The following is a 22,932-nucleotide window of genomic DNA, read 5'->3' as shown; positions in this document are numbered from 1 at the left end:
CTAGTTTAAATCATGACGCAAACCTATAACGCTGATGCCATTGAGGTACTCACCGGGCTTGAGCCGGTTCGCCGCCGCCCTGGGATGTACACCGATACGACACGCCCAAACCATCTGGGCCAGGAAGTTATTGATAACAGTGTGGATGAAGCGCTGGCTGGCCATGCCAAACGCGTTGACGTCATCCTCCATGCCGATCAGTCGCTGGAAGTCATCGACGACGGACGCGGCATGCCGGTGGACATCCACCCGGAAGAGGGTGTGCCAGCCGTTGAGCTGATCCTCTGTCGTCTTCATGCGGGCGGTAAGTTCTCCAACAAAAACTACCAGTTTTCGGGTGGTTTGCACGGCGTGGGGATCTCCGTGGTTAACGCCCTGTCCAGACGCGTGGAAGTCAACGTCCGCCGCGACGGTCAGGTATATAACATCGCCTTTGAAAACGGCGAGAAGGTGCAGGATCTGCAGGTCGTCGGCACGTGCGGCAAGCGCAATACCGGGACCAGCGTCCACTTCTGGCCTGACGAAAGCTTCTTCGACAGTCCTCGTTTCTCTGTTTCACGCCTGACGCACCTGCTGAAAGCCAAAGCGGTACTGTGCCCTGGCGTGGAAATTACCTTTAAAGATAACGTCAACAACACCGAACAGACCTGGCGCTATGAAGACGGTCTAAACGACTATCTGTGCGAAGCCGTTAACGGCCTGCCAACCCTGCCGGAAAAACCGTTTGTCGGTAATTTCACCGGTGATACGGAAGCGGTGGACTGGGCGCTGTTGTGGCTGCCGGAAGGCGGCGAGCTGCTGACCGAAAGCTACGTCAACCTGATCCCGACCATGCTTGGCGGTACGCACGTCAACGGTCTGCGTCAGGGGCTGCTGGATGCAATGCGCGAGTTCTGCGAATACCGCAACATTCTGCCCCGCGGCGTGAAGCTGTCGGCGGAAGATATCTGGGATCGCTGCGCCTACGTTCTGTCGGTGAAGATGCAGGATCCACAGTTCGCCGGTCAGACCAAAGAACGTTTGTCCTCACGTCAGTGTGCGGCGTTCGTCTCCGGCGTGGTCAAAGATGCTTTCACCCTGTGGCTGAACCAGAACGTGCAGGCCGCCGAGATGCTGGCAGAAATGGCCATTTCCAGCGCCCAGCGTCGTCTGCGTGCCGCCAAGAAGGTGGTGCGTAAAAAACTGACCAGTGGCCCGGCGCTTCCGGGCAAGCTGGCGGACTGTACCGCGCAGGATCTGAACCGCACCGAGCTGTTCCTCGTGGAAGGGGACTCGGCAGGGGGCTCTGCCAAGCAGGCGCGCGATCGTGAATATCAGGCGATCATGCCGCTCAAGGGTAAGATCCTGAACACCTGGGAAGTGTCGTCGGATGAAGTGCTGGCCTCGCAGGAAGTGCATGATATCTCCGTTGCGATCGGCATCGATCCGGACAGCGACGATCTGAGCCAGCTGCGCTACGGTAAGATCTGTATCCTCGCGGATGCGGACTCCGATGGTCTGCACATCGCTACGCTTCTGTGCGCGCTGTTTGTGAAGCACTTCAGGACGCTGGTGAAAAACGGTCACGTCCACGTGGCGCTGCCGCCGCTCTACCGTATCGACCTCGGCAAAGAGGTCTACTACGCGCTGACGGAAGAGGAAAAAGCGGGCGTACTGGAACAGCTCAAGCGTAAGAAGGGCAAACCGAACGTGCAGCGCTTTAAAGGGCTGGGCGAGATGAACCCGATGCAGTTGCGCGAAACCACGCTGGATCCAAACACCCGCCGCCTGGTGCAATTGACCATCAGCGACGAAGACGAACAGCAAACCAACGCCATGATGGATATGCTGCTTGCTAAGAAGCGTTCGGAAGACCGACGCAACTGGCTGCAGGAAAAAGGCGATATGGCGGATATTGAGGCCTGATGCCCTCTCTTTACTCCTCTCCCACCGGGAGAGGGGATGGAACGAAGGCCCGGTAGGCGCTAGCGCCACCGGGCTTTTTTACATCAAAATTCCATCTTCACCGTAAACTGCACTTCACGTGGATCGCCTGGCTGGTTGCCGAGGTTATTGGTCGCAATCGACGAGGTGTAGTAGGTCTTATCAAACAGGTTCTTCACGTTGACCTGCAGCGTCACCGGATACTGTAGCTTCATTTTATAGGCCGCAAAGGCATCAGCAACAACGTACCCTGGCAAATAATAATCCGCACCGTTGGTCGCGGAGCGACGGCTCACGCCGTGTCCACCGCCGCCGATTGTCAGGGTATTCCCGCCGATGACGTTGTGAATATCGTACGTCAGGAACAGCGAACCGGTATGGCGCGGCACGTTTGGTAGCGGTTTGCCGGCGTAATCCGGGTCTTCCAGCACTTTCGCATCGGTGTAGCCATAGCTGGCAATAATATTGGTGTTCTCGGTCAGAGAGCCAGCCAGATCCACTTCCACGCCCTGCGAGCGCACGCGGCCAGCGGTTTTAGCAATGTTTTCACCCGCCACGCTTTCGGTGTACAGCACGTTGCGCTTGTGGATATCAAACAACGCGATGTTGGCGGTAATGCCGTTGAACAGGTCAAATTTAGCGCCGACTTCGTAGGCATTGGACGTTTCTGGCGGCAGGTCGCCAATGTAGCTCGCGATGGACGATTGCGGCATAAACGTCTGGGCGTAGTTCGCAAACAGCGAGACGGATGGCGTGAGCTTGTAGACCAGCCCTAGCTTTGGCGTCCACTGCTCGTCGCGGCTGTCGGTATTGACGTTGAACGGCCGGCCCTTGCCCGCGTACTGGGTGTAGTACTGATAACGCAGCCCGGCGACGGCAATCCATTTATCCGTCAGGTACAGGGCGTCCTGAGCATAAGCGGAGTAACTCTCCTGTTTGAGCGTCTGATCGCTGTCCGCGGCGGAAACGGTCGTACACTTGCTCAGATTGCCGTAAGACGGATGGTAGATATTGAAATCTTTTACATTCTTACAGCGAATCATATCCGTGCGCAGCAGGTCGTAATTCTCATACGACACGCCGGTCAGGATCTCATTGTAAAAGCCCGCGATATCCACGTTCCCCTGCAGGTCTGCACGGGTGGAATGCATGCGCTGCGTTGATCCTTGCGTCGCATCCACACGACGGGTCAGGTTGCCGGTTTTTGCGTCATAGGCCATCACCCGCGCCTGGTTATCGCTGTATTTATCCTGGCTGTAGCTGTAATCGAACTTCGCCGTCCACTGGCTGTTAAGGCGGTATTCCGCGTTGAGCTGCGCCAGATCGGACTGGCCATCGGTAATGTTGAACGGCTCGTCAAACCGGGTTTTACGGTTAACATTCACCGGCTGTTTGGTCGTGAGATCGAAGATCGTACCGCGATCGAACGGCGTCTTATAATCACGATGTGAATAGAGCACGGTCACGGTGGCGTCATCACCAAACCAGGTCAGCGAGGGCGCGATAAAGGTGCTGCGCGCCTTGCCGAAACTTCGCCAGTAATCTTCGTCCTGGTACTCGCCCGTCAGGCGGTAAGCCAGGCGCGTTCCTTCAATGGGACCTGTGACATCGAGCTGGCCGGTACCGCCGCCAAAACTTGAGGAGGTGCCCGAGATCGAACCGCCAAACTGTTTTTCCGGACGTCGGGTGACCACATTGATAAGCCCTCCCGGATCGAGGATGCCGTACAGCGTTGAGGCCGGTCCCTTGAGGACTTCCACACGCTCGGTGGCCGCGTTAAAGCTGCGCGGCAGCACGGTGCGCAGGCCGTTGGTCATGATTGAACCGTCGCGGTTCGCGCCAAATCCACGGCGTACAAACGCATCCTGCGTGCCGCCCAGCGTGTTGGTCTGCACCACGTTACTGACGTTATAGAGGGCTTCATCCAGCGTGGTAGCGTGCTGATCTTCCAGCACTTTATCGCTGACAGTATTTACCACCTGCGGGATATCCAGCATCGGCATGTTGGTCAGCGTGGCGGTGGAGGTGTTCAGCGGCTGATAGCCGTTGGTGGCATCGGCCACGGCATTAGGATCGGCGGTGACGGTAAGCGTTTCGCCGTCCTGAGCCGCGGTGTTGTCTGCTGCCTGCACCAGCGGCGCCATAAACAGCAGTGAAAAGAGCGCGCGCCCTTTTACCCCAGAGAGTGAAGGAGTGAACGTAGCCATTACATCTGTTTTCCCGAAATATCCCGCGAATGAAGCGTCACGGAAGAATGTGTGAGTCATTGCCCTTTACGGTCTGCTCGTTAGCCATCGCTGGCATCGAACATGTAATTGAGAATCATTCAATCATGCGCTGATGTAGTAGTAAATGGAAAAAAGCAAAAATCTACTACAGCAGTACGTCCCCTCTGATGCTTAGCGAGGTAAGTAATTAACCTGTTGAAAATAAATTAATTAATGCGTTTAGCGGTTTTCCCGTTTCTGCACGATAACCCTGGGGTTTTAAGGGTGTTTCTTCTCTTGACTACTACATGGCGCAGCGGCAAACTCTCAAAAGAGAATGAGTTTTATTTTTATTTGTTAGTTTTTTATTAAGTTGGCGTTCACGTGGCTCACAACACGAATAAGTCAGGGCTGGTTCTTGAGAACCTCTCTGCTGGCTATCAGAAAAAAATCATCTTCGATGAGATCTCGCTTGCGATCCCCCCACAGAAAATAACCGTTCTGGTGGGCGCGAACGGCTGTGGAAAATCCACGCTACTGAGCACGATCGCACGTTTGCTGCAACCGCTCGGAGGAGCTGCGCTGCTGGATGGCAAAGCCATTCATCAACAGCCAACCAAAGCGGTCGCCCGTCAGCTGGGCATTCTGCCGCAGTCACCGCTGTTGCCGGAAGGGTTAACCGTGTTTGAGCTGGTTTCACGCGGGCGTTTCCCCTGGCAAAATTTTATGCGCCAGTGGAGTGATGAAGACGAGCAGGCCGTGGAAGAGGCACTGCGCCTGACCGGTACGGCGGAGTTTGCCCATTTACCGGTGGAAAGCCTTTCCGGCGGCCAGCGACAGCGCTGCTGGATTGCGATGGCGCTGGCGCAGCAAACGCCCTATATCCTGCTCGACGAGCCGACAACGTTTCTTGACCTCCGCTATCAGGTGGAAATCCTTGAACTGCTGCATACGCTGACCCGCCAGCACGGGCGCACCGTCGTGGTGGTGCTGCACGATCTTAACTTCGCGGTGAACTACGGTGATTCCCTGGTCTTTTTACGCCAGGGGAAAGTCGAGGGCGTGCTTCACGAGGGCGATACCTGTACGCCGGAACTGATCAAAGCGGTGTTTGAGGTTGACGTACATATGTCAGTTAATCCGCTCACCGGCAAACCGTTCTTCATGCCGTTTCGCCAGGTCGCAGAAAAATCATGATGCGAACGTCACTGGCTTTTCTGCTCTTTGCGCTGCTGCTGGTGATGGGCGCAATTGCACACCTGGGCACGGGCGCGCGCGTTATTTCCCCCCTGACGGTCGTGCAGGCTTTTGTCGATTTCGACCCGCGCAATTTCGACCATAACATCATTATCAGGCTGCGCCTGTTACGCCTCCTTGCGGCCATGCTGACCGGCGCTGCACTTGGCGTGGCAGGCGTCTTGCTGCAGTCCGTTATCCGTAACCCGCTGGGCGAGCCGCATATTCTGGGGCTGAATGCCGGCGCCGCGCTGGCTGTCGTGCTGACAAGCGCACTCGGGTTCACCCTGCCGTTTGGTCGCCCGCTGATTGCCGCCGCCGGCGCCGCCGCGCTGTTTCTGCTGGTACTGATGCTCTCCTCTTCGGGACGCACCGGGTTGACGCCGATGAAAGTCACCTTGTGCGGGGTGGCGATGTCGGCGTTCGCCTCCTCGATTACCGCCACGGTCCTGATCCTCGATGAGCAGACGCTTCTCGCCTTACGCACCTGGCTGGCGGGGGATTTGGCCGGGATAACAGAAAGAACGCTTCGCAGCGCTTCGTGGGCCGCTGGCGCGGGTTTCGCCCTTGCGCTCTGGCTGTCGCGGTCACTCAATATGCTGGCACTGGGGGACCGGATGGCCCAGGGGCTTGGCGTATCGCTTCTCAGGACGCGCCTGTTCGCGCTGCTGGCAACCGCGCTGCTGTGCGGCGCGGCAGTCTCCGTTGCCGGGCCGATTGGTTTTATTGGCCTCGTGGTGCCACAGCTGATACGGCGTCTGGTGACGGTGGATCTGCGCGTGATGGTGCCGCTTTCAGCCCTGTGTGGAGGGTTGGTTTTGCTACTGGCGGATCTCGCCGCCCGCACGCTGTTTACCCCTTATGAACTGGCGACCGGCATTATGACCGCGCTGGTCGGTGCTCCCGTCTTTATCTTTATGGCCTCGAGGGCGTTCAAATGAGCCGGGCCGGACTGCGCGCGTTGCGTATAGGCACTTTTTCTACGCTGGTACGCCCGAGGGCGCTGGCCTGCCTTGCGCTGATTTCGCTCGCGGCCTTTATCCTGCTCGGGTTTGGCCTGACGCACGGCTCGCTGCCGATCCCGACGTCGGCCATCGGACGGGCGCTGCTGTATCCGCAAAATCTGGAGGCGGATACGCGCTACATCGTGATGGATATCCGTCTGCCGCGTCTGCTGATGGCGGTGTTATGCGGTGCCATGCTCGGCATGGCGGGGGCAGCGATGCAGTCTGTCACCCGTAATGGCCTTGCCGACCCGGGGCTTATCGGCGTGAAAGAGGGATGTAGCGCGGCGGTGCTGGTGCTGATTTTTCAGTTCCCGGCGCTCAGCCTGGCCTGGCGACCGCTGGCGGGAATGGCGGGGGGCATACTCACCGCGCTGCTGGTGGTGGCGCTGGCGCGCGATATTTCGCGGCCGCGATTTATCCTGACGGGGATCGGCGTTTCCTGGGCGTTTGCCGCGGCAATGGGGGTCTTTATGACCACCGCCGACGTGCGTGACGTGCAGACGGCGATGCTGTGGCTGGCGGGAAGCCTGCATGCAGCAAACTGGACGCTGGTAGGCATTGCGGCAGCCTGGACGCTGCCGGCATTTGTGCTATTGCTGTTGACCGCGCGCGCCGCAGACGTGGCCCTGATGGGCAACCCCACCGCAACGGGGCTTGGCGTACACACCTCACGGCTGGCGCTGCTGCGCGTGCTTGCCCCGGTGGTGTTGACCGCGGCCTGCGTCTCGTGCGTGGGCAGTATCGGTTTTGTGGGACTGATTGCGCCACATATGGCACGCCTGCTGCTGCGCGGCGGACAAACCGCGCTGCTGGCGGGAAGTGCCGTGCTGGGTGCGCTGCTGGTTCTGCTGGCAGATAACGTCGGACGTCTGGCTTTCCTGCAGCTGCAGCTGCCGGCAGGCGTAGTCATTTCATTGATTGGCGGACCGTTTTTCCTGCTGCTGCTCTGGCAGCGACGGGACAGATTTTAGGGGATGGTGATGCGTATACTTTTTTCGATGTTGTTGCTGGTGGGGTTTACCGTGAGTGCGGCGGAGCCGACGCAGACGTTTACCGACGATCTGAACCGCAAGGTGACTGTGCCCCTTCACCCGAAGCGGATTGTCTCGCTGCACGATCTGGATATCACCATTCCGCTGATTGAGCTCGGCGTGCCGCCAGTGGCAAGCCACGGGCGCACGCGGCCGGACGGTAGCCATTTTCTGCGCGCCAGCGGCATGCTGACGGGCGTTGATTTTGATAACGCCGACATCAAATTTATCGGCTCCGCGGATATCGACATCGAGGCCATCGCCGCTGCAAAGCCGGATTTGATCATCACCGAACCGACCCGTAACACGCCGGTTGAACAGCTGGAGAAAATTGCCCCGACGGTGAGTATCGATCATCTCGATGGCGGCGCGCCGGAGATCTACCGCAAGCTGGCACAGCTCACGGGCACTGAATCCCGGCTGAAGATCCTTGAACGTCGCTATCAGGAACAGATTAACGCCCTGAAAGCGACCATCGACACCGGCAACATCACCGTGTCGGTGATACAGGCCAACCAGGGCAAAATCAACGCCATGCACAGCTACCACTCGCTGGGGCGCGTGCTGCGCGACGCAGGATTCACATTCCCGCCGCTGATTGAGTCCATCCCTGACGGCGGTCGAATTGACGTCAGCGCCGAGCGTCTGCCCGAGCTGGATGCAGATTTTGTCTTTGCCACCTGGCGCGGGGATACCGGCGGCAAACCGCAGGATGAGCTGGCAGCGATGGATGCCGTGATGCCTGGCTGGTGTCAGTTCCTCAATGCCTGTCGCACCGGCCACTACATACTGATCTCCCGTGAAGAGGCCATCTCGAACTCCTTTGCCTCCTTAGGCCTGATGGCCGCCCAGGTGCAGTCGCAGATTGCCGGTCGACCGCTGCCGGAGGCGTCACAGTGATCAGAAAAGACAAAGCCCGGGTTGATGTCTATGGCGACCGCTTTCGCTCGCGGGGGCACCAGCTCACGCCGCGCCTGCTGCAGGTTGCGCGTTACATCAATGAAAACCGCGAAGCGGTGATGGAGCAGACGGCGATGGAGATTGCCGCGTTGCTGAAAACCTCGGACGCTACGGTGGTACGCGCCATTCAGGCTCTTGGCTTTGCCGGGCTGCGTGACCTGAAGCAGACTCTGGAGCAGTGGTTTGGGCCAGTGGTCTCTTCCAGCGAAAAAATGTCCACCACGGTGAATACGCTCACCAGCGACGTGAACGCGAGCATCGATTTTGTGCTGGAAGGGCATCAGCATACCTGTGACGTACTATCCGAGCCGCACAACCGCTACGCAATGGCGCAGGCGGTATCGTTGCTGGCGCAGGCACGTCAGGTCGCGATCTTTGGGATTGGGGCTTCCGGCATTCTGGCCGAGTACACTTCCCGGCTGTTCAGCCGTATCGGCCTGCCCGCTATTGCGCTCAACCGCACCGGCATTGGTCTGGCAGAGCAACTGATAGCCTTACAGCGCGGCGACGTGCTGGTGATGATGGCGCAAAAATCGGCCCACCGGGAAGGACAAACCACGCTGCGTGAAGCGAAACGGCTGGGTATTCCCACGATATTGCTGACCAATGCTACGGACTCGCGCTTCAGCAAAGAGGCCAGCGTGGTGATCCACGTTCCGCGCGGCGGTGAAAAGGGCAAAATTCCGCTCCACGGCACGGTGCTGCTGTGTCTGGAGATGATCATTTTATCTGTAGCGTCAACGGAGCCCCAGCGCACCATCAGGTCGATGAAGCGCATTAACGAATTTCATCGCGGGTTAAAACCGGGCAAGAAGAGCGGGTGAGGGGATCACGCCGCGCCATGATTTTTCCGGTACTGCAGCGGCGTCTCACCAATTCCTTTTTTAAAGGCGCTGATAAACCACGTCACGTCGGAAAATCCCACCCGCGCGGCAATCTCACGCACGCTGGCATCACTGTGCAGCAAGTACTCGCAGGCTTTTCGCAGCCGTAGCGTATTCAGATAGTCGTGGATCTTCTCGCCTGTTTCCGCATGAAATTTTCGCGATACATAGCTGCGTGATTTCCCCAGTTCAGCCGCCAGCGCATCCAGGCGAAATTTCTCCCGATAGTGCTCATCCAGCCAGAACATCACCTGGCTTGCCACCCCCTGACTGCTCCCCGGCGCACCGTCGTTATCATCCGGCAGCATGGCAAACAGGCTAATCAACAGCCCGGCAATGTTTTCGCTGTTCAGCGGCGGCTGATAACAGCCAAGAAGATAATCGATATGCTTCTGGCAATGCGCCAGGTCAGCGACCCAGGCCTCGCCGCCACGACGAGACAGCTTCTGTAGACGCTGCTGAGCCTGCGGAAAATCACGCAGGGTTTTCAGTACGGCATGCTGGTCGAGATGAATAATGGTGCGCCTGTAAAGGGCTTCTGCCTTCTCGTCCACCATCACCTTATGCAGGTTAAACGGTGGGAAGAAAAACAGCCGCCCGGGGCGCATGGTGTAATGACGGTTATCGACAATCGCCACGCCAAAGCCCTCTTCCACATAGAGAATTTCCAGACACTGATGCCAGTGGTGATAGCGCACCGTATTGGCGAACAGGCGGCTAAACGACACCACGGTGTCATTTAAGGTAATCAGCTCCAGATGATCGGATGTTGGCGTGTCGCGCATAGTGCAATAAAACTCAACTTTTTCCCGTCAGAATCTCTTTATAAACCACCTTTTTAAATTTTCTTAACTGCGGGTTTATTCATCGCTCTTACCTGTGACATGGCTAACATTTCTGCCCCGTGTGGATTCACTATGCTTTGCCGCAGTTGATTACGAGGGTGAGCGTATGTGGGCGGCAAATAAAGAAAAATCAAATCCGTTGTCTTCACGCCAGGATATCGTGGCGTCACTGAATACTCTGTTGAGTGCGCTGGATAAGGCGTTTGCGCCGGGCAGTTCTCGATTTTCGCTGGGCGAAACCTGTGCGCATTACAGCACGGATATCGCGCAGATGGAGGGACTCTCACGTGCGTTATGGGGGCTGTTTCCGCTGCTGGCATCCGGCGATGCCAGCCCCTTTTGCGAAAAATACCTTACCGCGATCAAACTCGGCACCGATCCGCACAGTGACGGTTACTGGGGCGAAACCGGCCCCTACGATCAGCGTCTGGTCGAGATGGCGGCCTACGGTCTGGGGCTTGCCCTGCTGGGGGATAAACTCACCGCGCACTTCACCGGGCGCGAGGTCATAAACCTGCACGCATGGCTCAACCAGATCGCCCATGCGCAAATGCCGGACAGCAACTGGAACTACTTTGCCATTATGGTGCAGCTCGGTTTTAAGCGCGCCGGGCTGCCGTATGACCAGACGGCGATTGACCGACGGTTTGCGATGATGGAGGCCTATTATCTGGGCGATGGCTGGTATTCCGACGGGCCGGGGCGGCCGAAAGATTATTACATCTCGATGGCATTCCATTTCTACGGCCTGATTTACGCCACCCTGAGCGGTGACGAGGAGAGGGCGCAGGTGCTGCGAGCGCGTTCGCGCCTGTTTGCCGAAGATTTTATCTACTGGTCAGCCGCCGACGGTGCCTCGGTACCGTTTGGTCGCAGCCTGACCTATCGCTTTGCAATGGTCGCCTTCTGGAGTGCCGTCGCCTTTTCCGGTCTGGAGGTGTTCACGCCGGGGATTGTGAAGGGCATCGTGCTGCGCCATCTGCGCTGGTGGCAGCAACAGCCCATCACCGATCGGGACGGCATTCTGACCCTCGGTTTTGCTTATCCGAACCTGGCGATGTGTGAGGATTATAACGCCCCCGGCTCGCCATACTGGGCGCTGAAAACCTACCTGATTCTGGCGATGCCGGAGGACCATCCGTTCTGGCAGGCTGAAGAGCAGCCGCTGCCCGCGCTTGCGGAAAAACGCGTCATCCCGCATGCACAGCAGATCCTGATGCATGCCGGTCAGTCGCAGCACGTCACCCTGCTTACCGCCGGGCAGCTTGAGCTGAATAACTACGTGAATACGGAAGCCAAATACACCAAATTTGCCTACTCCAGCCGCTTTGGTTTCACGATTGAGCGCGGACGGTTTGGCCTGAAACATGCCGCCTGCGACTCTATGCTGCTGCTGGCAGACGGAGATAACTATTTCCGCGGTCGCCGCGAATGTGAAGCGGTGCGGGTCACTGACGATTATCTCTACTCACGCTGGTTCCCGTGGCATGACGTCCATATCGAGACCTGGCAAGTGCCGTTTGGTGAGTGGCACCTGCGCCTGCACCGTATCAACAGCGCCCGTCGGCTGAATACGGCGGAGGGCGGATTTGCGGTGATGAACACCGAACCGCAGATCCTTGAGAACGGATGCTGGCTTGTCGCCGGTAACGGCACCAGTGTGCTGGTCGATCTCTCTCCGGTGGTTAACCGTGAACCGGACAGCATCGTCACACCGCCGAACAGCAGCATTATGTTCCCGGAATGCGCTGCCATTCCGCTGTTGAAAACCACGCTTGCGCAGGGGGAGAGCTGGCTCTGTTGTGCCGCCGTCGCCGGCGAAAGTCAGCCGGTTATGGCAGTCCCACAACTGAATATCAGCGAGAACCGGGTTGTTATCCGCGAGCCCGGCAGTGAGCGACAGCTGTCGTTCTCATTATAAAAACTCTGACCCTACACGTCGGCGAGGATGATATGAAAAAGACCGCTACAACAAACAGAACTGAATATTACAAAATCAGCAGTTTTATATTTCTCTATTTCTTTACCTGGTCTGCCAGTATTGGCCTGCTGGCTATCTGGTTAGGCCAGAAAGCGAACCTCAGTGGTTCGGTGATTGGTACCGTATTTGCGGTGAACGGTATTTTCTCCGTCATTCTGAAGCCCATCTATGGCTATATTCTCGATAAGATCGGCATGAGCAAATACCTGCTCTATTTTGTGGTGGCAATGTCTGCCCTGATGGCGCCGTTCTTTATTTATGTCTATCAGCCGCTGTTAATGTCCAACACGCTGCTGGGGATTATTATTGGCGCACTCTATTTAAGCTTTGCCTGGTATGCGGGCGTGGCGGCGTGCGAATCCTATTCTGACCGTTTTAGCCGTTTAAACGGTATGGAGTTTGGTCAGATCCGGATGTGGGGCTCCCTTGGCTGGGCAGTGGCGTCCTCCTTCTCCGGCCTGCTGTTTAATCTCTCGCCAGCGTATAACTTTATTATGGGCAGCGTGGCATCGGTGGTGATGCTGATTGTCCTGTTGAGCCTGAAAGTGAATACTAACTCCGCACATGCCGGCGAAGTGCTGACGAAAGAGAAAATTGCCCCGTCAGACGTTTACGCGCTGCTGCGTAACCGTAAATTCTGGGCCTTCTGTCTGTACGTGGCCGGTGTGGCGTGGATGATGTTTATCGCCGAGCAGCAGTTTTCGCGCTATTTCGTGACCTTCTTTGATGATATTCACCAGGGCAATGCGGTGTTTGGTTATCTGGGGACCGTGCAGTCGGGAATGGAGTTTGTCATGTATATGGTGATCCCGCTGCTGGTGAACGCTATTGGTGCCAAACGTGGACTGTTAATTGTCGGACTGGTGGTCGGTGCGCGTCTGATTATTTCCGGTCTGTGTGATTCACATCTGTTAATTTCCATTCTTAAGCCGCTGTACGGTCTGGAAATTTGTCTGCTGCTGGTCTCCGTCTTTAAATATATTGCCGAACATTTCGATAAGCGTGTCAACGCCACCATGTATTTGCTGGGATATCAGGCGATGCTGTATGTCGGCAATGTCGTGGTCTCGTCGCCTGCCGGCTATATGTATGACCGCATCGGTTTCGAGAACACCTATATCATCATGGGCGCCACGGCGCTGATCTTCACGTTTATTTCTGCCTTTACGTTATCGGCCTGCCAGAGTAAATGGCGCGGCCCCCGCGCGCTGAACGTAGCAGAACCCTCATCACGATAATTAAGCCGTCAAAGAAGGAACCGAAATATGTTAAGTCGTATCGCAGAGGAACGCCTGCCCGCTATCCCCGTGCCCGTTGACTCGCGCGTATTCCGCGATGAACTGAGTTCAGCACGCGACCATGTCCTTGCGCTGATTAGCCGCCATTTAACGGCGTTTGGTGAGCAGTTCCCGGCGGAAACCTGCCAGCAGGGTTTTTATCCGCTGACCGACAACGTGGAGTGGACCACCAGCTTCTGGACCGGGCAGCTGTGGCTGGCGTGGGAGATGAGCGGCGAAGCGAAATTCCGCGCGATGGCGGAAAAACATGTGCGCTCGTTTGGCCTGCGTATCGCCGGGCGCCACGACACTAACACCCACGATCTGGGCTTTTTGTATACGCTCTCCTGCGTGGCGGCCTGGCGACTGACCGGGAACCGTGAGGCGCGTGGCTTTTCGCTGCTGGCGGCAGAGGCGCTGCTGGAGCGCTTCCACGAGAAGGCAAAAATTATTCAGGCGTGGGGCGATCTGGCTGACCCGGAACAGGCCGGGCGGATGATTATCGACTGCAATATGAACCTGCCGCTGCTCTACTGGGCGAGCGAACAGACGGGCGATCCGCGCTTTGCCGATGCTGCTAAAGCACACGTGATGCAGGCAGCGAGGTACCTTATTCGTGAAGATGCCTCAACGTTCCACACCTACTATATGGATGTGCACACCGGCGCGCCGCGCTACGGCAATACTCAGCAAGGCTATGCCGATGACTCCTGCTGGTCGCGCGGGCAGGCGTGGGGAATTTACGGCTTCCTGTTGAGCTACATCTATACCGGTGATGCGACGATGATTGCCCTGTCGAAACGGCTGGCGAACTACTTCCTCAACCGTCTGCCGGAAGATTACGTCTGCCACTGGGACCTGGCGCTGGTCGGCACGGATGCGCTACGCGACGCGTCCTCGGCGGCGATTGCGGTATGTGGCCTGCTGGAGCTGGTGAAGCACCTGCCGGTGACCGATCCGGATCGCGAGCGGTATTCTGAATGGGCAAAAGGAATGATGTCGTCACTGACGAAACACTACCTGATGGGCAAAGATGAGAAGGGCACTGGGCTGCTGAAGCACTCCGTTTATCATCTGGCAAGCAATAAAGGCGTGGACGAGTGCGCGAGCTGGGGGGACTACTTCTACGTGGAGGCGTTGGTCAGGTTTACCCAAAGCTGGAAGTTGTACTGGTAATATGCCTCCCTGACCCTCTCCCGGAAGGGGGAGGGCAGGAATCAGGAACTGGGTAAACTTACACCCCTTGCTCCAGAATGCGGATATGCGTTTCCAGCACATCGCCCTTCACCGCGTCGCTCCACGCTTTCATGTGCGCGGTCTGCAGGTGGGCTTCAAGATGGGCCACGGTTTCCCACTGCTCAATCATAATGATCGAGTCTGGGGCAGTAGCCTGGAAGCTGGCGGTGGTGGTGGCGTCGACCATCGGCGCGTAGCCGTGGCAGCCTTCTTCCTTCAGTACGGTGGGGATAATTATCACGAACTCATCCAGCACCGCCTGGCGGTGATGTTGGCCTGGACGAGTACGGATTTCAGCAATAACAGTAAGCATGGTTAACTCCTTCTAATTCCAGGTTACCAGTTAAGCAAAAATTTCCGCGAGATGCTTGCGATATTCTGCGATATAGCGCGGGACGTCAGGCATTTTGATGACGTCGTTAACGATAAAGGTTGGCAGCGGCGTCATTCCGAGGAACTGGTTAGCTTTGTGGAACGGCAAATACGCGCCGTCAACGCCCACCCCTTCGAAGAACTGATCTTTCTCGGTGAACGCTTCCAGCGGTGCGTTCCAGGTCAGGGACAGCATATATTTTTTGCCCTGAATCAGGCCGCCAGAACCGTATTTTTTGGATGCGTCGGAGCGGGTGCGACCGTCGCTGGCGTACAGTGCGCCATGGCCTTCGGTGAAGACATCATCCATGTATTTTTTCACGGTCCAGGGGGCGCCCATCCACCAGCCAGGCATCTGCCAGATAATCACGTCAGCCCACAGGAAGTTCTGCACTTCCGCGTTGACATCGTAATCGCTGTCCGCGCGCACGACCTTAACATCATGCCCGGCGTCGCGCAGAAAACCGTCCGCGACCTCGGTCAGGGTGTCATTCAGCTGGCCTTTAGAGTGCGCAAATTCTTTTGCACCGTTGATAATCAGAATGTTGCTCATGAGGTGTCCTCGAAGATGAAAGTATGGCGAGGATTTTACGCGCACGAGCGATGCGGTTAAATGAGCAAAATGTGCAAAGTCTTTTGCATTAAACGCAATAATCCCTTACCAGCTGACCTTCACTTCGAAGCCGCCTTCTGCCGCATTGCCCAGCGCGACGCGCATACCATGCAGGGCGGCAATGCGCCTGACGATAGATAACCCCAGGCCGCTACCCGTTGCATCCTGTCCCGGTGGGCGATAAAAACGCTCACCAATACGCGCCAGCGCATCGGTGGAAACGCCGGGGCCGGTGTCACGCACGGTAAATCGCCGGGTGTCCAGCGTGACGTCCACCACGCTGCCATGCGGGCTATAACGCACGGCGTTGTCCAGCAGGTTACGCACCAGCAGGCTCAGCAGCAGCGGCTGGCCCTGACGTGTGACCTGTGAGGCATGAATGTTCAGACGAATATCAATCCCGGCCTGCTGTGCCGGATGCCAGATATCCAGCACCGCCGACTGCAGGAGATCGGCCATCACGATCGGTTCGATATCGTCGAGGTTATCCAGCGAGTCCAGACGCGACAGCGTAAGGAGCTGATCCACCAGCCGGGATGCGCGATCGATACCCGCATGCAGCTGCGCCAGCGCTTTTTGCTGCGCCTGCGGATCGTCCTGATACAGTTGCGCCACGTCGGTTTGCACCTTCAGGGCCGCGAGAGGGCTGCGTAGCTCGTGCGCGGCATCTGAGGTAAAACGACGCTCGCGGGTCATCATCTCCTGGGTTCGCGTGAACAGATGGTTCAGCGAGTCGAGCAGCGGGCGCACTTCAGTGGGAACCCCCTGAATCGGGAGCGCGTCGGTGGCATCCGGTGAGCGGGAGCGCAGGGTCTGCGCCAGTTTTTTTAACGGTTTCAGTTCCCGGCTCAGCAGAACGATCAGCAACAACAGCATCAGGGGCAGCGCCACCAGCCACGGGGTCAACTGGGAGCTGACCACATCTACCGCCATCTCCTGGCGATACTCCCACTCCTGGCCGACCACCACGCGGTACTTCCCGTCGGGTGAGGTGAGCCATAAAAAACGCCACTCGTCGTTGTCGCCCTGTAGCCGTCCATTATCAAACCCGTCGCGGCGATAGTGGTACGGAATGTCCCGCCCGTTTTCGCCGTCATTTAACATCATCTTGCCGTCGGTGGCGTAGATGGCGAAGGCCAGCGCGTCGTCATCCAGACGACCGTGCTTCGCTTTTTTGGGGATCTCACGCATCCGTTCGGGGGCCCGGATCTCATCCAGATCCATGGTCAACAGCCGTTTGGCAAACAGCATCTGCTGCGTATCGAACAGCTTATCCAGCGTGTGGGTGGTCTGCTGCCAGGCGACCAGGCTTGCGGCAAACCACGCCGTCAGCGACAGCACTAAAAAGAGGAGCGTCAGGCGCAGCTTCAGGCTCAGGCGTTGGGTCAGTTTCATGCGTCACCCAGGGTATAGCCGATACCGTGCACGGTGCGGATAAATTCGCTGCCCAGTTTACGACGAAGATGGTGGACGTGGACTTCAACGGCGTTGCTGGAGACGTCGTCGTCCCAGGTGTAGAGCTTTTCCTCGATCAGCTTGCGCGGCAGCACGCGGCCCGCGTTACGCATCAGCAGCTCCAGCAGGGCGAACTCTTTCGGCTTGAGCGTCAGCGTTTCGCCGTCCAGCGTGGCCACGAGACTGGAGGGATCGAGCGTGACCTTTCCGTGGTGCAACTCGCTGCGGGTCTGGCCGTGGCTTCGGCGCACCAGCGCCTCAAGGCGGGCAGCCACTTCGATCAGTGCAAAGGGCTTGCACAGGTAATCATCCGCCCCCAGACGCAGCCCTTCGACACGCTGGTTCAACGCATCCCGCGCCGTCAGAATCAATACCGGCTCGCGGCGTCCGCTTTCGCGCCAGGCGCGCAGAATCTCCAGTCCGTCGATTTCCGGCAGCGTCAGATCCAGCACTACGGCATCATACGGTGCAGAATGAAGCGCGGTCTGGCCGGTTTTTCCGTCGGTGAACCAGTCCACGCTAAAGCCCATTTTGCTTAACCCCGCTTTGATGCCATCGCCGATCAGCTTGTCGTCTTCAACCAGTAAAATGCGCATGTTCCCTCCTTGATAACGTCAGTAAACCCTCTGCATCAGCCTGCTGTACAGTAATAATAAATAAATTTTTCCCTTAAGAAGTTGTTAAGGTTTACCCTGTTAAATGGACTGCGAAACCACATTAAAGGGAGAGTTAATATGAAAAAATTCGCTGCGATTGCCGCCATCATGATGATGACCACTGCCCCTGTTTTTGCTGCACAGGGCGGATTTAACGGCCCCTCTGCCGCACAAACCCAGGCCCAGACGCAGGCGGGCGGTTTTGTCGATAATGACGCGAACCTCACCACCGCGGTGAAAGTGAAGGACATGAAGGACGACAGCTGGGTGAAGCTGCGCGGGAACATCACTCAGCGCCTGTCTGATGACCGCTACACCTTCCGCGATGAGACCGGTACGGTTAACGTGGAGATTGACCACAAGCGCTGGAACGGCGTGACCGTAACCCCGCAGGATAAGGTGGAAATCCAGGGTAAAGTCGATAAAGAGTGGAACGATTTTGAAATCGACGTGAAGCAGGTTATCAAACTGAACAAATAACCCCGAAAGGGCCGCGGATGCGGCCTTTTTTCTTTGTGACTCAACACGCCAGATAAGGTAGTATCTGCGGCAATATTGCCTGAAACCTTTCGGTTTCTGAGTTGAGGAATCACACATAATGAGCGATATGGCAGAGCGCCTCGCGCTACATGAATTCACGGAAAACGCCTACCTGAACTACTCCATGTACGTCATCATGGACAGGGCGTTGCCGTTTATCGGGGATGGCCTGAAGCCCGTTCAGCGCCGCATCGTCTATGCGATGTCCGAGCTGGGGCTGAATGCGACCGCCAAGTTCAAAAAATCCGCCCGTACCGTCGGTGACGTACTGGGTAAATACCATCCGCACGGCGACAGCGCCTGTTATGAAGCGATGGTGCTGATGGCACAGCCGTTCTCTTACCGTTATCCGCTGGTGGATGGTCAGGGGAACTGGGGGGCGCCGGACGATCCGAAATCCTTCGCAGCGATGCGTTATACCGAATCCCGTCTCTCCCGCTATGCTGAAGTGCTGCTGGGCGAGCTGGGTCAGGGAACCGTGGACTGGGTGCCAAACTTCGACGGTACGATGCAGGAGCCGAAAATGCTGCCTGCGCGTCTGCCGAACATCCTGCTGAACGGCACTACCGGTATCGCGGTGGGTATGGCGACGGACATTCCGCCGCACAACCTGCGTGAAGTGGCGAAAGCCGCCATCACCCTGATTGAACAGCCGAAAACCACGCTGGACGATCTGCTGGATATCGTGCAGGGGCCGGACTACCCGACCGAGGCCGAAATCATCACCTCGCGCGCGGAAATCCGCAAAATCTACCAGAACGGCCGCGGCTCCGTGCGCATGCGTGCGGTGTGGACCAAAGAGGACGGCGCAGTGGTCATCACCGCGCTGCCGCACCAGGTCTCCGGCGCGAAAGTGCTGGAACAGATTGCCTCCCAGATGCGCAATAAAAAGCTGCCGATGGTGGATGACCTGCGCGACGAATCCGACCACGAAAACCCGACGCGTCTGGTGATCGTGCCGCGTTCCAACCGCGTGGACATGGAGCAGGTGATGAACCACCTGTTTGCCACCACCGATCTGGAAAAAAGCTACCGCATCAACCTGAACATGATCGGCCTCGACGGTCGTCCGGCAGTGAAAAACCTGCTGGAGATCCTGAGCGAATGGCTGACGTTCCGCCGCGATACCGTTCGCCGCCGTCTGAACTATCGACTGGAAAAAGTGCTTAAACGCCTGCACATCCTTGAAGGTTTGCTGGTGGCGTTCCTCAATATCGACGAAGTTATTGAGATAATCCGTTCCGAGGACGAGCCGAAGCCGGCGCTGATGTCGCGCTTTGGCATCAGTGAAACCCAGGCCGAAGCGATCCTTGAACTGAAACTGCGTCATCTCGCCAAACTCGAAGAGATGAAGATCCGCGGTGAGCAGAACGAACTGGAAAAAGAGCGCGATCAGCTGCAGGCGATCCTCGCGTCCGAACGCAAGATGAACAACCTGCTCAAGAAAGAGCTGCAGGCTGACGCCGATGCATTCGGTGACGACCGTCGTTCTCCGCTGCATGAGCGCGAAGAAGCGAAGGCGATGAATGAGCACGACATGCAGCCATCTGAGCCGGTCACCATTGTGCTGTCTCAGAGCGGCTGGGTGCGCAGTGCTAAAGGTCACGATATCGACGCGCCAGGGTTGAGCTACAAGGCGGGCGATAGCTTTAAAGCCGCCGTGAAAGGTAAGAGCAACCAGCCGGTCGCCTTTATCGACTCGACGGGGCGCAGCTACGCCATCGACCCGATCACGCTGCCTTCTGCCCGCGGACAGGGCGAACCGCTTACCGGTAAGCTGACGCTGCCGCCGGGTGCGACGGTTGACCATATGCTGATGGAAGCCGATGACCAGAAACTGCTGCTGGCGTCTGACGCGGGGTACGGCTTTATCTGTACCTTTAACGATCTTGTTTCCCGCAACCGTGCCGGTAAGGCGCTGATCAGCCTGCCTGACAACGCGCATGTGATGCCGCCGCTGGTGGTGGAAAACGATAGCGATATGCTGCTGGCGATCACTGCCGCCGGACGTATGCTGATGTTCCCGGTCAGCGACCTGCCGGAATTGTCAAAAGGCAAGGGCAACAAGATCATCAGCATCCCGTCAGCGGAAGCGGCGAAAGGGGTAGATGGTCTGGCGCACCTCTTTATTCTGCCGCCGCAGAGCACGCTGACCATTCATGTCGGCAAACGTAAAATCAAGCTTCGACCGGAAGAGTTGCAGAAAGTGGTGGGCGAGCGCGGTCGACGCGGCTCGTTGATGCGCGGCCTGCAGCGTATTGACCGCGTGGAGATTGACTCTCCTGCGCGCAGTACCGCGGGCGACAGCGAAGAGTAACGCCGTTATCTCCCCCTCTGTTCCGGAGGGGGAATTTCAATAAAATTTCCCGTAAAATCGTTGTTAATTCGTGCGTTGCGATTAACAATACGCGCTCGTAATAAAGTCCTTACCTGGCCACAGGTGAAGTATAATTGTCAGCTGTCAGGGCTTCAGAGGTCGCTATGCTATTCATTGTTCGTTTAATTCTTACCATTATTTACTGCATTCTGGTCTGTATTTTCGGCTCTATTTATTGCCTGTTCAGTCCGCGCAATCCGAAACATGTCGCCACCTTTGGCCATATGTTCGGCCGCCTTGCGCCGCTGTTTGGCCTGAAGGTTGAAAAACGCCTGCCGGAAGGGGCTGAGAACTTCGGTAACGCCATCTTTATCGCTAACCATCAGAACAACTACGATATGGTGACGGCCTCCAACATTGTTCTGCCACCGACCGTGACCGTGGGCAAAAAGAGCCTGCTGTGGATCCCTTTTTTCGGCCAGCTGTACTGGCTGACCGGTAACCTGCTGATTGACCGTAACAACCGCGCGAAAGCGCACAGCACTATTGCTGAAGTGGTTAATCACTTCAAAAAGCGCAGGATCTCAATCTGGATGTTCCCGGAAGGGACGCGCAGCCGTGGTCGTGGCCTGCTGCCGTTCAAAACCGGTGCGTTTCATGCTGCAATTGCGGCAGGTGTTCCAATTATTCCTGTGTGTGTTTCCAATACTTCTAATAAGATTAATCTTAACCGCCTGAATAACGGGCTGGTGATTGTCGAAATGCTGCCGCCGGTGGATACCAGCAAATACGGTAAAGATCAGGTTCGCGAGCTGGCAGCACACTGCCGTGAACTGATGGCTCAGCATATTGCGCTGCTCGACAAAGAAGTCGCAGAGAGAGAAGCCGCCGGTAAGAAGTAAGCCGGCGTTAAAAGGGAAAACGAATTCCCGCGTTGTTAGTCGTTTCAGATGGAGCTTATATGTCATTCAGTCGGCGTCAGTTTATTCAGGCTTCCGGGATCGCCCTTTGTGCGGGTGCGCTGCCGCTGACAGCCAACGCCGCCGGGCAGCAACAGCCGCTGCCCATTCCGCCGTTAATAGAATCCCGTCGCGGGCAGCCGCTTTTCCTGACGCTACAGCGCAGCCACTGGTCCTTTACCCAGGGCACGCGTGCGCCGGTGTGGGGCATTAACGGGCGTTACCTTGGGCCGACCATACGCGTGTGGAATGGCGATGACGTTAAGCTGATCTACAGTAACCGTACGACAGAAAATGTCGCCATGACCATCAGTGGTTTACAGGTGCCTGGCCCGCTGCTTGGCGGCGCGGCGCGCATGATGTCGCCTAACGCTGACTGGGCGCCCGTTCTGCCGATTCGTCAGAGCGCGGCGACGCTCTGGTATCATGCCAATACCCCTAACCGCACGGCCCAGCAGGTGTATAACGGCCTGGCCGGTATGTGGCTGGTGGAAGATGAAATCAGTAAATCCCTGCCAATCCCGAACCACTATGGCGTGGATGATTTTCCGGTCATTATTCAGGACAAACGGCTGGATAATTTCGGTACGCCGGAATACAGCGAGCCGGGCAGCGGTGGCTTCGTTGGCGATACGCTGCTGGTTAACGGCGCGCAAAGTCCGTATGTCGAAGTGTCGCGCGGATGGGTACGTCTGCGTCTGCTGAACGCCTCTAACTCGCGCCGCTACCAGCTGCAAATGAGCGATGGCCGTGCGCTACACGTCATCTCCGGCGACCAGGGCTTTTTACCGGCCCCGGTTTCCGTGAAGCAGCTGGCGCTGTCGCCAGGTGAACGCCGCGAAATCCTTATTGATATGACCAACGGTGATGAGGTGTCGATCACCTGTGGCGAAGCGGCCAGCATTGTGGACCGCATTCGCGGTTTCTTTGAGCCGTCGAGTATCCTGGTCTCCACCCTGGTGCTGACCCTGCGTCCTACCGGCCTGCTGCCGCTGGTGACCGACAGCCTGCCGATGCGCCTGCTACCGCAGGAGATCATGAGCGGTTCGCCGGTGCGCAGCCGCGATATCAGCCTGGGCGACGATCCGGGGATCAACGGCACGCTGTGGGACGTTAACCGTATCGATATTACCGCGCAGCAGGGCACCTGGGAGCGCTGGACGGTTCGCTCGGACATGCCGCAGTCGTTCCATATCGAAGGGGTGAGTTTCCTGATCCGCAACGTCAATGGCGCTATGCCGTTCCCCGAAGACAGGGGCTGGAAGGATACCGTCTGGGTGGATGGGCAGGTCGAACTGCTGGTCTACTACGGACAGCCTTCGTGGCCGCACTTCCCGTTCCTGTTCCACAGCCAGACGCTGGAGATGATGGACAGGGGGTCCGTCGGCCAGATGCTGGTCAACCCGGCACCCTAAACCACGATACGATTCCCG

19 protein-coding genes are annotated in these 22,932 nt (G+C 57.3%); 13 read left to right on the top strand and 6 right to left on the bottom strand.

Translation table 11 applies throughout. From position 1 onward, the window contains the following. The first annotated feature begins 12 nt into the window (after positions 1-12). Positions 13-1,905, top strand: coding sequence for a DNA topoisomerase IV subunit B (gene parE, locus ACMGG3_RS14845; protein ID WP_020883640.1), 1,893 nt, complete (start codon positions 13-15; stop codon positions 1,903-1,905). An 83-nt stretch (positions 1,906-1,988) separates the two neighbouring features. Here the strand turns inward: parE and ACMGG3_RS14840 are convergent, their stop codons facing one another. Beyond that, the gene (locus ACMGG3_RS14840; RefSeq protein WP_414149283.1) at positions 1,989-4,130 is read right to left on the bottom strand and encodes a TonB-dependent siderophore receptor; all 2,142 of its coding nucleotides are present in this window, start codon (positions 4,128-4,130) and stop codon (positions 1,989-1,991) included. A 384-nt stretch (positions 4,131-4,514) separates the two neighbouring features. On the opposite strand from ACMGG3_RS14840, the gene ACMGG3_RS14835 reads away from it, so the two are divergent. From ACMGG3_RS14835 to ACMGG3_RS14815, 5 genes are read left to right on the top strand one after another with little or no spacing between them, the layout of a single operon-like run. After that, a complete protein-coding gene (locus tag ACMGG3_RS14835) occupies positions 4,515-5,327 on the top strand; it encodes an ABC transporter ATP-binding protein (protein WP_185791336.1) in 813 nt (270 codons plus the stop codon). Then, on the top strand, positions 5,324-6,307 hold the full coding sequence (locus tag ACMGG3_RS14830) for a FecCD family ABC transporter permease (RefSeq protein WP_410388513.1): 984 nt from the start codon (positions 5,324-5,326) through the stop codon (positions 6,305-6,307). Before ACMGG3_RS14835 ends, ACMGG3_RS14830 begins: the two co-directional genes overlap by 4 nt. Continuing rightward, positions 6,304-7,344: a FecCD family ABC transporter permease gene (locus tag ACMGG3_RS14825; protein WP_414149282.1), complete on the top strand. Its 1,041-nt coding sequence runs from the start codon at positions 6,304-6,306 to the stop codon at positions 7,342-7,344. The genes ACMGG3_RS14830 and ACMGG3_RS14825 overlap by 4 nt, the downstream gene beginning before the upstream one ends. Before the next feature lie 9 nt (positions 7,345-7,353). Further along, the gene (locus ACMGG3_RS14820; RefSeq protein ID WP_410388515.1) at positions 7,354-8,304 is read left to right on the top strand and encodes an iron-siderophore ABC transporter substrate-binding protein; all 951 of its coding nucleotides are present in this window, start codon (positions 7,354-7,356) and stop codon (positions 8,302-8,304) included. Continuing rightward, on the top strand, positions 8,301-9,188 hold the full coding sequence (locus ACMGG3_RS14815; RefSeq protein ID WP_014171632.1) for a MurR/RpiR family transcriptional regulator: 888 nt from the start codon (positions 8,301-8,303) through the stop codon (positions 9,186-9,188). Before ACMGG3_RS14820 ends, ACMGG3_RS14815 begins: the two co-directional genes overlap by 4 nt. A gap of 5 nt (positions 9,189-9,193) precedes the next feature. Here ACMGG3_RS14815 and ACMGG3_RS14810 read toward each other — a convergent pair whose 3' ends face one another. After that, positions 9,194-10,033 (bottom strand): AraC family transcriptional regulator, encoded by an 840-nt coding sequence (locus tag ACMGG3_RS14810; RefSeq protein WP_414149281.1) that lies wholly within the window; start codon positions 10,031-10,033, stop codon positions 9,194-9,196. Positions 10,034-10,199: 166 nt separating this feature from the next. Here ACMGG3_RS14810 and ACMGG3_RS14805 point away from each other — a divergent pair, with 166 nt between their 5' ends. The 3 genes from ACMGG3_RS14805 to ACMGG3_RS14795 are packed head-to-tail and all read left to right on the top strand — an operon-like array spanning position 10,200 to position 14,527. Continuing rightward, a complete protein-coding gene (locus ACMGG3_RS14805; protein WP_414149280.1) occupies positions 10,200-12,014 on the top strand; it encodes a DUF2264 domain-containing protein in 1,815 nt (604 codons plus the stop codon). 32 nt (positions 12,015-12,046) lie between these two features. Beyond that, positions 12,047-13,312: an oligosaccharide MFS transporter gene (locus tag ACMGG3_RS14800; protein WP_025203155.1), complete on the top strand. Its 1,266-nt coding sequence runs from the start codon at positions 12,047-12,049 to the stop codon at positions 13,310-13,312. A 27-nt stretch (positions 13,313-13,339) separates the two neighbouring features. After that, positions 13,340-14,527, top strand: coding sequence for a glycoside hydrolase family 88 protein (locus ACMGG3_RS14795; protein ID WP_020883650.1), 1,188 nt, complete (start codon positions 13,340-13,342; stop codon positions 14,525-14,527). A 58-nt stretch (positions 14,528-14,585) separates the two neighbouring features. Here the strand turns inward: ACMGG3_RS14795 and ACMGG3_RS14790 are convergent, their stop codons facing one another. The 4 genes from ACMGG3_RS14790 to qseB all read right to left on the bottom strand — a co-directional run bounded on the left by ACMGG3_RS14790 (position 14,586) and on the right by qseB (position 17,623). Next, entirely contained in the window at positions 14,586-14,900 is a 315-nt protein-coding gene (locus ACMGG3_RS14790) for a putative quinol monooxygenase (RefSeq protein ID WP_414149279.1), read from the bottom strand. Between the two features lie 30 nt (positions 14,901-14,930). Beyond that, positions 14,931-15,512, bottom strand: a complete 582-nt coding sequence (locus ACMGG3_RS14785) for an NAD(P)H-dependent oxidoreductase (protein ID WP_014171626.1) — start codon at positions 15,510-15,512, stop codon at positions 14,931-14,933. 105 nt (positions 15,513-15,617) lie between these two features. Next, positions 15,618-16,967 (bottom strand): quorum sensing histidine kinase QseC, encoded by a 1,350-nt coding sequence (gene qseC, locus ACMGG3_RS14780; RefSeq protein WP_185791332.1) that lies wholly within the window; start codon positions 16,965-16,967, stop codon positions 15,618-15,620. Next, entirely contained in the window at positions 16,964-17,623 is a 660-nt protein-coding gene (qseB, locus tag ACMGG3_RS14775; protein WP_020883652.1) for a quorum sensing response regulator transcription factor QseB, read from the bottom strand. Before qseB ends, qseC begins: the two co-directional genes overlap by 4 nt. A 138-nt stretch (positions 17,624-17,761) precedes the next feature. Here qseB and ACMGG3_RS14770 point away from each other — a divergent pair, with 138 nt between their 5' ends. The 4 genes from ACMGG3_RS14770 (at position 17,762) to ftsP (ending at position 22,914) form a co-directional block, all read left to right on the top strand. After that, positions 17,762-18,163 carry a YgiW/YdeI family stress tolerance OB fold protein gene (locus ACMGG3_RS14770; protein ID WP_020883653.1) on the top strand — a complete coding sequence of 134 codons (402 nt, stop codon included), beginning with the start codon at positions 17,762-17,764 and terminating at the stop codon, positions 18,161-18,163. Between the two features lie 118 nt (positions 18,164-18,281). Further along, complete coding sequence (gene parC, locus ACMGG3_RS14765) at positions 18,282-20,540, top strand: DNA topoisomerase IV subunit A (protein ID WP_014171622.1); 2,259 nt, start codon at positions 18,282-18,284, stop codon at positions 20,538-20,540. 164 nt (positions 20,541-20,704) lie between these two features. Further along, positions 20,705-21,442 carry a 1-acylglycerol-3-phosphate O-acyltransferase gene (gene plsC / locus ACMGG3_RS14760; protein WP_020883654.1) on the top strand — a complete coding sequence of 246 codons (738 nt, stop codon included), beginning with the start codon at positions 20,705-20,707 and terminating at the stop codon, positions 21,440-21,442. Between the two features lie 59 nt (positions 21,443-21,501). Further along, positions 21,502-22,914 carry a cell division protein FtsP gene (gene ftsP / locus ACMGG3_RS14755; protein WP_020883655.1) on the top strand — a complete coding sequence of 471 codons (1,413 nt, stop codon included), beginning with the start codon at positions 21,502-21,504 and terminating at the stop codon, positions 22,912-22,914. Positions 22,915-22,932: the final 18 nt, after the last annotated feature.

Source organism: Enterobacter sp. BNK-18, assembly GCF_047456135.1.
Lineage (GTDB): Bacteria > Pseudomonadota > Gammaproteobacteria > Enterobacterales > Enterobacteriaceae > Enterobacter > Enterobacter ludwigii.
Note: the sequence above shows the minus strand (reverse complement) of the source record. Positions and strands in the feature narration are given on the sequence as shown.